Here is an 11,033-nt window from a genome sequence, read left to right on the forward strand (position 1 = left end):
CTCGGCCTCGAACCCGGCCGCAGCCTCCAAGAACTCCAACAACGCATCCTCGAACACGACGCCAAAATCCAAATCCCCGCACTCACCCACTAACCACCACCACACCAGCCACGATCGCTTCCACGATTACCCGAGCGTGGACCAGTTACGGGCACCATCAGGGGCGCGCGCGGTCCGTGACGCCTGGCGCACCGGAGGCCGACGGCGATTCCTGCTCAGCGACCACAGCGAGGACGACATGGCGAACAAGTGCCCGGCGCACGGGCATCAGATGCTGATGGACGACGACTACTTCGCGAGCCCGTACGCGGCGTACGAGCTCTACGCGTCACTGCACCAGAAGGGCGCCGTCCACCGGACCTGCCTCGACGACCACGGCCCCGTGTGGCTGGTGACCGGTCACGCCGAGGTCTACTCCGCGCTGCGCGACAGGCGCCTCGCGCGGCCCCGCGAGTACAGCAACGGCGACTTCACCAGCAAGCGCTTCCCGGAGGGCGAGGCGACCGGGACGATCGTCACCCTCGACCCGCCGGAGCACACGCGGCTCAAGAAGATGATCAACTTCACCTTCCTCCCCCGCAACCTGGAGACCTTCCGCCCCCGGGTGCACCAGCTGGTCGAGGCCCGGCTGGACGCCATCGAGGCGGCGGGCGGCGGCGACCTGGTCGAGGACTACGCGGCCATCCTGCCCATCACGATCGTCTGCGACGTGCTCGGCATCCGCGAGGAGTACCGCAAGGACCTGAAGCACTGGGCGGACCTGGTGTTCAGCGGCGACAACGAGACCAACGCGATGGTCCGCACGAAGATGTCGCACTTCATGAACATGGTCCGCGAGGAGAAGACGAAGGAGCCCGGCGAGGACCTCTTCTCGTACTGGATCCACGCCAAGAACGCCGACGGCGAGCCCGAGCTCAACGTCTACCAGGTGATGGCCCTGGCCCTGCTGACGATGCTGGGCGGGTACGACACCACCGCGGGCATGATCGGTCGGGGCGCGCTGGCGCTGCTGGACAGCCCGGAGACGCTGGAGCGGCTCCGCAAGGACCCGGACCTGTTCGACGTGGCCGTCGAGGAGCTGCTGCGCAAGCACGGCTCCGTGCACCACGGCTTCCGCCGCTTCGCCACGGAGGACCTGGAGATCGACGGCACGAAGATCGCCAAGGGCGAGACGGTGCTGCTGCACCTGACCGCGGCGGGCAACGACCCGAAGCGGTTCCCCGATCCGCAGGTGCTCGACATCGACCGCGAGGACAAGGGGCACGTGGCGTTCGGCGGCGGCCCCCACTTCTGCTCGGGTTCGGAGCTGGCCCGGATGGAGACGACCATCGCGCTGCGTCAGCTGTTCACCCGCTTCCCGAACATCAAGCTCGCCGCACCCCGGGAGTCGCTGAAGGTCCGGCGTACGCCGCTGGTGCCCGCACTGGTCTCCCTCCCGGTCACGGTCTGAGCGCTCTCCTTCCCGGCCCGCATCGCAACTCCTGTCCGACAAGAGGTTGTTGAACCATGCCGCGTACCGATCTGCTCCGCCCCCTGCCCGAACTGCTCCGGACCAACGCCGAACGGTCCGGCACCCGGATCGCGTACGCCGACCCGCGGCGGAGCGTGACCCACGCGGAGCTGGCGGAACGGACGGCGCGGCTCGCCGGCCACCTCGCCGATCTCGGCGTGTGGCCGGCGGACCGCGTGGTCGTCCTGCTCGACGGCGTCGCGGCGGTGGAGGGCGTCCTCGCGGTCGTCCGGGCCGGCGGCATCGCCGTACCGCTGGACCCGGCCCTGGACGACGCAGAGCTGGCCCGGCTGGTCGAGGACGCGGGCGCCGACGCGGTGATCACCGACGCGACCAACGCGGCGCGGGTGTCCGTGTCGGTGCTCGTCGTCGACGGCGGGTACGACGGCGAGGCGCACTCGTTCGAGGAGCTGGCGACGACCGACCCGGCGTCGCCGCCCCAGGACGACGCGGGCCTCGACGACCTGGCGTTCCTCACCTACACCGCGGGGACGACCGGCCCCCGCAAGGGTGTGCTGTCCACGCAGCGCAACGCGCTGTGGCCCGCCGCCGCGGCGGCGTACGTGGCCGGGCTCGGCTGCACCGCGGACGACCGGGTGCTGTGGATGCTGCCCGTGCACGCCTGGTTCGGGCAGCTCCTCGCCGCCACCGCGGCGGGGGCGTCGGTACGGCTCGCGGGCGGCCTCGGCCCGGACGAGCTGCGGGCCGCGCTCGCCGCGCAGGGCAGCACCGTGCTGGTGGGCACCGGCCCGACGCACGGGGCCCTGCTGGACGCGCCGGGCCCGGCCCCGGAGGGCGTACGGATCGCGCTGGCCCTCGGCCCGGTGGACACGACGCTGCGCCAGCCCTTCGAGGCGACGTTCGCCGCGCCGCTGCTCACCGGCTACGTGACCACCGAGACGTCCGGCCTGGTCGCGGTGAGCTGGCCGGACGGCGACGCCGGACGGCGCTGCCTGCCCCTGCCGGGGTCGAGCCTGCGGGTGGTCGACCCCGTATCCGGTGCCGACCTGGGCCCCGGCCAGGAGGGTGAGGTCTGGGTCAGCGGCCCGAACGTGATGGCCGGCGGTTACCACGACCGCGCCGCCGAGACGGCCGAGGCGCTGCGCGGGGGCTGGTACCGCACGGGTGACCTGGCCCGCCGCGACGACTCCGGGCACCTCGCGATCACCGGCCGGCTGGCCGACGTGGCCGAGGTCGGCGGCGAGCGGGTCCGGCTGGACCGCACCGACACCGTGCTGCGGACCGTGCCCGGGGTGCGCGACGCGGCGACCCGGGCCTCCTCGGACGGGCCGGTCGCGTACGTGGTCGGGTCCGAGGTGGACGCCGACCGCCTGCTGGCGACGTGCCACGCGGAACTGTCCGCGGCGGCCGTGCCGGTCGAGACGTACCTGGTGCGGGAGATCCCGCGCACCGCCATGGGCAGCCCCGCGCGCCACCGGCTGCCCGGGCTGCCCGGCCGCCTGCTCCGCGTGGCCGCGCCGCGGCACGACGCGCTGCACGCGCTCCGCTGGGAGCCGGTGCCGGAGCCGACCGCCGATCACCCGGAGCAGGCCGGCACGGTCGCCGCCGCGACCCGGCTCACCTGGTCGGTGGCGGGCCCGCCCGAACTCACCGCCGGCCTCGCCGGCGACGGACCCGCCGTCGACACCTACGCCGACCCCGCCGCGCTGACCGAGCTGCTGACCCGGGTGCTCGACGAGGACCGGCCGGCGGATTCCCGGCTGGTCGTACTGACCCGTGGCGCCATCCATGCCGACGACGCCACGGATCTCCGGCGGGCCGTCGCGTGGGCGGTGGCGCGGTCCCACCAGCTGCGCCGCCCCGACCGGCTGGTGCTGGTGGACGCCGACGAGATCACCACGGACGTGCTGGGCGCCGCCGTGGCCACCGGCGAGGACGTGCTCGCCGTACGCGCGGGCGAACTGCTCCTGCCGCGGTACGCGGCCGTCCCCACCCGGGCCGGCGGCGCACCGCAGCGGGGCACGGTCGCGCTCGTCGCCCGCTCGTACGACGCGGCGCTCGCCCGCCACCTCGTGGCGGCCCACGAGGTCCGCGACCTGGTCCTGGTGGGGCCGGGCGACGTTCCCGCCGACGCGGCGGCCGACCTGGCGGCGTGCGGCGCCGGGGCGTCCGTGCACCCGGGCGTGCCGTTCGACCGGGAGGCGCTGGCGGCCGTGCTCGGCGACCGGCCGCTCACCGCCGTCGTGGCGGTGGACCTCACGACCGAGGAACTGCTGGCGCTGCACGAGGCGACGCCCGCGCACGCCGCCACCGCGCTCGTGCTGCTCACCGGCGGCCAGGACGCCGCCGCCACCGCCGTCGCCGACGCGCTGGTGCGGCACCGCCGCGCGCGCGACCTGCCCGGCGTCTCCGTGGCCTGGGCCGCTCCCGGCTTCGCCGAACTGCCCGTGGCGCGACGCACCGCCCTGCTCGACGCCGCGCTGGCCGCGGACGAGCCCTGCGTGGTCGCCGCGCGTCCCGTGGCGCCCGCCGAGGTCGACCCCGAGGGCACCCGGGCCGCCCTCACCGAGCGGCTGCTGGCGGTGCCGGAGCCCGACCGCCTCGGCCTGCTGCGCGACGTCGTACGGGTCGCCACGCGCGAGGTCCTGCGGGATCAGGCGCCCGCGACGATCGAGGGCGAGACGCCGTTCCGCCAGCTCGGCTTCGACTCCCTCACCGCCGTACAGCTGCGGGGCCGGCTCTGCGCCGCGACCGGCCTGAACCTGCCGGCGAGCCTGGTCTTCGACTACCCGACCCCCGACATCGTCGCCGGCCACCTGCTGGACGCCCTGGGCCTGGGCGCGGCCGAGCCGGAAGCGACCGTCGCCGAGACCCACGACGACGAGCCCGTCGCGATCGTCGGCATGGCCTGCCGCTATCCCGGCGGCGTCAACTCCCCCGACGACCTCTGGCGGATCGTCGAGGGCGGGGTGGACGCGATCGGCGAGTTCCCCACCAACCGCGGCTGGGACCTCGGGGCGCTCTTCGCGGGCGACGGGCCGGGCACGTGCAGCGCGACCGCCGGCGGCTTCCTGTACGACGCCGACGAGTTCGACGCGGAGTTCTTCGGCATCAGCCCCCGCGAGGCGCTGGCGATGGACCCGCAGCAGCGGGTGCTGATGGAGACCGCGTGGGAGGCGCTGGAGCACGCCGGCATCCCGCCGACCTCGCTGCGCGGCAGCGACACCGCCGTCTTCACGGGCCTGCACATGCAGGACTACGGCCGGGCCGGGCACAACGAGGAGGACGGGGTCGACGGCTTCCTCATCACCGGCACCCACGGCAGTGTGGCGTCCGGCCGGATCGCGTACGCCCTGGGCCTGGAGGGCCAGGCGATGACCGTCGACACCGCCTGCTCGGCGTCGCTGGTCGCCCTGCACCTGGCCGTCCGGGCGCTGCGCTCCGGCGAGTGCGCGATGGCCCTGGCGGGCGGCGTGACCGTGATGTCCGGCACGGACACCTTCACCGAGTTCTCCCGGCAGAAGGGCCTCTCCCCCGACGGGCGGTGCAAGGCGTTCTCCGACGACGCCGACGGCACCGGCTGGGGTGAGGGCGCCGGCGTACTGGTCGTCGAGCGGCTCTCCGACGCCCGCCGCAACGGCCACCGCGTGCTCGCGGTGGTACGCGGCTCGGCCGTCAACCAGGACGGCGCCTCCAACGGCCTGACCGCCCCCAACGGGCCCTCGCAGCAGCGGGTCATCCGCGCCGCACTCGCCAACGCCGGCCTCACCCCCGACCAGGTCGACGCCGTCGAGGCACACGGCACCGGCACCACCCTCGGCGACCCCATCGAGGCCCAGGCCATCCTCGCCACCTACGGCCAGGACCGCGAACGCCCCCTCTGGCTCGGCTCCCTCAAGTCCAACATCGGGCACACGCAGGCCGCCGCCGGCGTCGGCGGCGTCATCAAGATGGTCCTCGCCCTGCGCAACGGGCTGCTGCCGCGCACCCTGCACGTCTCGGAGCCGAGCCGCAAGGTGGACTGGTCGGCCGGGGCGGTGTCGCTGCTGACCGAGCCGGTCGCGTGGCCCGCCGGCGACCGCCCGCGCCGCGCCGCCGTCTCGTCCTTCGGCATGAGCGGCACGAACGCGCACGTGATCATCGAAGAGCCGCCCGCCGCCGACCCGGAGGCCGCCGCCACCCCGGACACCGCTGTCCCTGAAGCCGCCGCCGCCCCGGACGCCGCGCCGTCGGTGGTGCCGTGGCTGCTGTCGGCGCGCTCCGAGCAGGCGCTGCGGGAGCAGGCCCACCGCCTGCACGAGCACCTGACCGCCCGCCCCGACCTGGCGGTCGCCGACGTCGGCCGCTCCCTCGCCACCACCCGGGTCGCCTTCGGCCACCGGGCCGCCGTCACCGGCGCCACCCGGCAGGACATGCTCGACGGCCTCGCCGCCCTCGCCGGCCGCGGGAGTGCGCCCGACGTGCTGACCGGCACCGCCGGCTCCGGCGGGCTGGCGTTCCTGTTCACCGGTACGGGCGCCCAGTACCTCGGGATGGGCACCGAACTCGCCGCCGCCTACCCCGTCTTCGCCAGCGCGTTCGACGAGGCCTGCGCCGAGTTGGACCGGCACCTGGACCGGCCGGTACGCGAGATCATCCGCAGCGACGACCTGCACCGGTTCGCGTACACCCAGCCGGCCCTGTTCGCCTTCGAGGTCGCCCTCCACCGGCTCGTCGAGTCGTGGGGCATCCGCCCCGACTTCGTGGCCGGGCACTCCCTCGGTGAGCTCTCCGCCGCGTACGTCGCCGGGGTCTGGTCGCTCGCCGACGCCGCGAAGCTCGTCGCCGCGCGCGCGACCCTCATGGCGGCCCTGCCCCTGGGCGGCGCGATGGTCGCCGTGCAGGCCACCGAGGAGCAGGTCACCGGCCACCTGAGCGACCAGGTCGGCATCGCCGCCATCAACACCCCCACCGACCTGGTCATCTCCGGCGACGAGGCCGCGACGCTCGCCGCCGCCGAGCAGCTCGCCGCGCTCGGCCACAAGACCAAGCGGCTGCCGATCCCGCTGGGCGCGCACTCCCACCTGATGGACCCGATGCTCGACGCCTACCGCGCCGTCGCCGAGTCCATCACCCACCACGAACCCCGCATCGGCCTGATCTCCACCGTCGACGGACGACCCCTGCGCTCCACCCCCGAACACTGGGTCGACCAGGTCCGCCGGGCCGTCCGCTTCCGCGACGCCGTCCAGCGGCTCACCACCGAGCACCACGTCGACACCTTCCTGGAGATCGGCCCCGACACCGTCCTGGCCACCACCACCGGCGACGCCACCGGCATCGCCACCATGCGCCGGGGACACCCCGAGACCCACACCCTCGCCAGGGCCGTCGGACACCTCTTCACCGCCGGCACCAGCCCCGACGCCGACCGCTACTTCGCCGACGCCCGGACCGTCGAGCTGCCGACGTACCCGTTCCAGCGCAGGTCGTACTGGCTGCGGCCCTCGGGCGGCGGCGACGTGGCCGCGGCCGGCCTCACCGCCGCGCGCCACCCGTTGCTCGGCGCGGTGCTGGGCGTCGTCGACACCGACCGGCTCGTGCTCACGGGACGGCTCTCCCTGCGCGAGCAGCCCTGGCTCAACGACCACGCCGTCCTCGACACCGTCCTGCTGCCCGGTACGGCGTTCCTGGAACTGGCCGCGCACGCCGCCGAGCACACCGGCAGCGGCACCATCGAGGAACTCACCCTCCAGGCCCCGCTGACGCTGACCGAGCAGCAGCGGGTCAACATCCAGGTGTGGGTCGGCCGACCCGACGAGCAGGGTCGCCGCGAGTTCGGCGTGTACTCCCAGCCGGCCGGGCACACGCCGGGCGCGGAGTGGACGAGCCACGCGTCGGGCATGCTGGCCGACGCGCCGACGCCGGCCCCGGCCGTGGAGGAGTGGCCGCCGCCCGGCGCGGAGCCCGTCGACATCGGCGACTTCTACGGCTGGCTGCTGGCGCGTGGCTTCTGCTACGGCCCCGCCTTCCAGGGCGTACAGGAGGTGTGGCGGCGCGGCGACGAACTGTTCGCCCGGGCCACCCTGCGGGCCGAGGACGAGCCGGCCGCCGTGCGCTACGGCGTGCACCCGGCGCTGCTCGACGCCGCCATGCACCCGCTCGTGCTGCACGTCGACGGCGGTGGGGACCCGGCGGGCCGGGCGTGGCTGCCGTTCTCCTGGCGCGGGGTGCGGGTGCACCGCCGGGGTGCCTCGGCGGTGCGGGTCCGGCTGACCCCGGCCGGCGAGAACACCCTGCGGGTGAGCACCACCGACGACGAGGGCAACCCGGTGCTGAGCGCCGACGCGGTCGCGGTGCGCCCCGTCACGACGAGCGGACTGACCGGCGCGAGCGGCCCCAGCGCGGCCCTCTACCAGACGGAATGGGTGCCGGTTACCGCCCCGACGGGCACCGGCACGCCCGACGTCGAGGTGTTCCGCGTCGAGGCGGGCGACACCGCCGACGCCGTACGGCGGTCCCTGTACCGCACCCTGGCGAGGGTCCAGGAGACGGCGGCCGGCACCGGGCGGCTGGCCGTGGTCACCCGCAGCGGGGATCTCGCGGGGGCCTCCGCCTGGGGTCTGGTCCGCTCCGCCCAGACCGAGCACCCGGACCGCTTCGTCCTCGTCGAGACCGACGGCAGCGACAAGTCGGAGCGCGCCCTCGCCGCCGCGATCGCCACCGGGGAGCCGCAGCTCGCCGTCCGCGACGGGGCGCTGACCGTGCCGCGGCTCGCGCGGCACACCTCCGCCGCCCCCGAGGGCGGGCTGTTCGACCCGGCCGGCACGGTCCTGATCACCGGTGGCACCGGTACGCTCGGCGCCGCGCTCGCCCGCCACCTGGTCGCCCGGCACGGCGCGGAACACCTGCTCCTCGTCTCGCGGCGCGGCGCGGACGCGCCCGGCGCCGCCGAGCTGACCGAGGAGCTGGCCGCCCTCGGCGCCACCACGGTCGACGTCGTCGCGTGCGACACCGCCGACCGCGAGGCGCTGGAAGCGCTGCTCGCCGGGCTCGCCCGGCCGCTTTCGGGCGTGGTCCACACCGCGGGCGTGCTCGACGACGGCATCCTGGAGTCGCTCACGCCCGAACGCCTCGACGCCGTCCTACGGCCCAAGATGGACGCCGCGCTCAACCTGCACGAGCTGGCCGGCGACGTGGAGCTGTTCGTGCTCTACTCCTCGGTCGCGAGCGTCATCGGCACCGCCGGGCAGGCGAACTACGCGGCGGCGAACGCCTTCCTCGACGGTCTGGCCGCACAGCGGCGGGCCGAGGGCCGCTCGGCGACCTCGCTGTCCTGGGGCCTGTGGGCGCAGGCCAGCGCCATGACCGGCCAGCTCGGCGAGACCGACCTGGCCCGCATCGCGCGCGGCGGTCTCCTGCCGCACAGCGTCGAGGAAGGGCACGCGCTGTTCGACGCCGCGTGCCGCTCGGACGAGGCGCACCTGGTGCCCGTCACCATCGACGTCGCCGCGGTGCGCGCCGCGACGCACGCCGCGCCGCCGCTGCACGGCCTGGCCCGGGTGCCGCGCCGGCGGCAGGCCGCGACCCGGCCGGGCGCCACCGCGCTGGCCCGGGAGCTGGCCGGGCGCAGCGAACAGGAGCAGCGCGGGCTGCTGCTCGACATCGTGCGTACGCAGGTCGCCACCGTCCTCGCCCAGCCGGACGTGGACTCGGTCTCCGTGGCCGAACCGTTCCGTCAGCTCGGCTTCGACTCGCTGATGGCCGTCGAGTTGCGCAACCGGCTCAACACCTCGACGGGGCTGCGCCTGCCCGCGACGTTGACCTTCGACTACCCCACCCCGGAGGTCCTCGTCGAGTACCTGCGGGGCGAGCTGGGCGGCCGCGAGGACGAGCCGCAGCCCGCCGTGGCGGCGGTCGCCGCCCGCCCCACCGACGAGCCCATCGCGATCGTCGGCATGGCCTGCCGCTACCCCGGCGGCGTCACCTCGCCGGACGAGCTGTGGCAGCTGCTGGTCGACGGCCGCGAAGGCATCACCGGCTTCCCGACCGACCGGGGCTGGCAGCTGGACACCCTGTTCGACCCCGACCCGGACACCCCGGGCACCAGCTACGTCGACCGGGGCGGATTCCTGCTCGACGCGGCCGGGTTCGACGCGGAGTTCTTCGGCATCAGCCCCCGCGAGGCGCTGGCGATGGACCCCCAGCAGCGGGTGTTCCTGGAAACCTGCTCGGCGGCACTGGAGAACGCCGGCCTGCGCCCGGACACGCTGCGCGGCTCACCCACCGGTGTCTTCGCCGGCCTCATGACGCACGACTACGCCGCCCGGTCGGGCGCCGTACCCGACGAGGTCGAAGGGTTCTGGGGCACCGGAACCGCCGGCAGCGTCGCCTCGGGCCGGGTGGCGTACACGTTCGGGCTGGAGGGGCCGGCGGTCACCGTCGACACCGCCTGCTCGTCGTCGCTGGTCGCCCTGCACCTCGCCGTGCAGGCGCTGCGCTCCGGCGAGTGCTCCCTCGCGCTGACCGGCGGCGTGACCGTCATGTCCACGCCCAGCCTGTACGTCGAGTTCTCCAAGCAGCGGGGCCTCGCCCGCGACGGGCGGTGCAAGTCGTTCGCCGCCGCGGCCGACGGCACCGGCTGGGCGGAGGGCGCCGGCGTACTGGTCGTCGAGCGGCTCTCCGACGCCCGCCGCAACGGCCACCGCGTGCTCGCGGTGGTACGCGGCTCGGCCGTCAACCAGGACGGCGCCTCCAACGGCCTGACCGCCCCCAACGGGCCCTCGCAGCAGCGGGTCATCCGCGCCGCACTCGCCAACGCCGGCCTCACCCCCGACCAGGTCGACGCCGTCGAGGCACACGGCACCGGCACCACCCTCGGCGACCCCATCGAGGCCCAGGCCATCCTCGCCACCTACGGCCAGGACCGCGAACGCCCCCTCTGGCTCGGCTCCCTCAAGTCCAACATCGGACACGCCCAGGCCGCCGCCGGCGTCGGCGGCGTCATCAAGATGATCCTCGCCCTGCGCAACGGGCTGCTGCCCCGCACCCTGCACGTCGACGAGCCGTCCCCGAAGATCGACTGGTCGGCGGGCTCCGTCGCGCTGCTGACCGAGGCGGCCGAGTGGCAGCCGAACGGCCACCCGCGCCGCGCGGGGGTCTCCTCGTTCGGCGTCAGCGGCACGAACGCGCACGTGATCATCGAGGAGCCGCCCGCCGAACCGAACGCCGCCGACGCCGGCACGCCACCTCCGGCGCTGCCGTGGCTGCTGTCCGCCCGCTCGGAACAGGCCCTGCGGGAGCAGGCCCGCCGCCTGCACGACCACCTCGTGACCCGGCCCGAACTGCCGGACGCCGACGTCGCCCGCTCCCTGGCCGCCCGGGTCCGCTTCACGCAGCGGGCCGCCGTCGTCGGGACCGACCGGCGGGAACTCCTCGACGGCCTCGCCGCGCTGGCCGCCGGCAAGGAGGCCGCCAACCTGGTCACCGGCACCCCCGGGGCCGGCAGGTTGGCGTTCCTGTTCACGGGGCAGGGTGCGCAGCGGTTGGGCATGGGCGCCGAACTCGCCGCCGCCTACCCCGT

Annotated in this window: 2 protein-coding genes; both read left to right on the top strand. The window is 75.1% G+C overall.

The features are described from left to right. Positions 1-238: 238 nt before the first annotated feature. Positions 239-1,450 carry a cytochrome P450 gene (locus ACFHW0_RS31220; protein WP_416613219.1) on the top strand — a complete coding sequence of 404 codons (1,212 nt, stop codon included), beginning with the start codon at positions 239-241 and terminating at the stop codon, positions 1,448-1,450. A 56-nt stretch (positions 1,451-1,506) separates the two neighbouring features. Further along, positions 1,507-11,033, top strand: a 9,527-nt coding sequence (locus ACFHW0_RS31225) for an SDR family NAD(P)-dependent oxidoreductase (protein WP_416613220.1), incomplete at its 3' end; no start/stop codon positions are given.

This window comes from Micromonospora sp. LOL_025, assembly GCF_048060285.1.
GTDB lineage: Bacteria > Actinomycetota > Actinomycetes > Mycobacteriales > Micromonosporaceae > Micromonospora.

What these genes read in the sequence shown, in the direction of transcription:
- ACFHW0_RS31220 (WP_416613219.1), top strand. Translation starts at nt 239, where the DNA reads ATGGCGAACAAGTGCCCGGCGCACGGGCATCAGATGCTGATGGACGAC.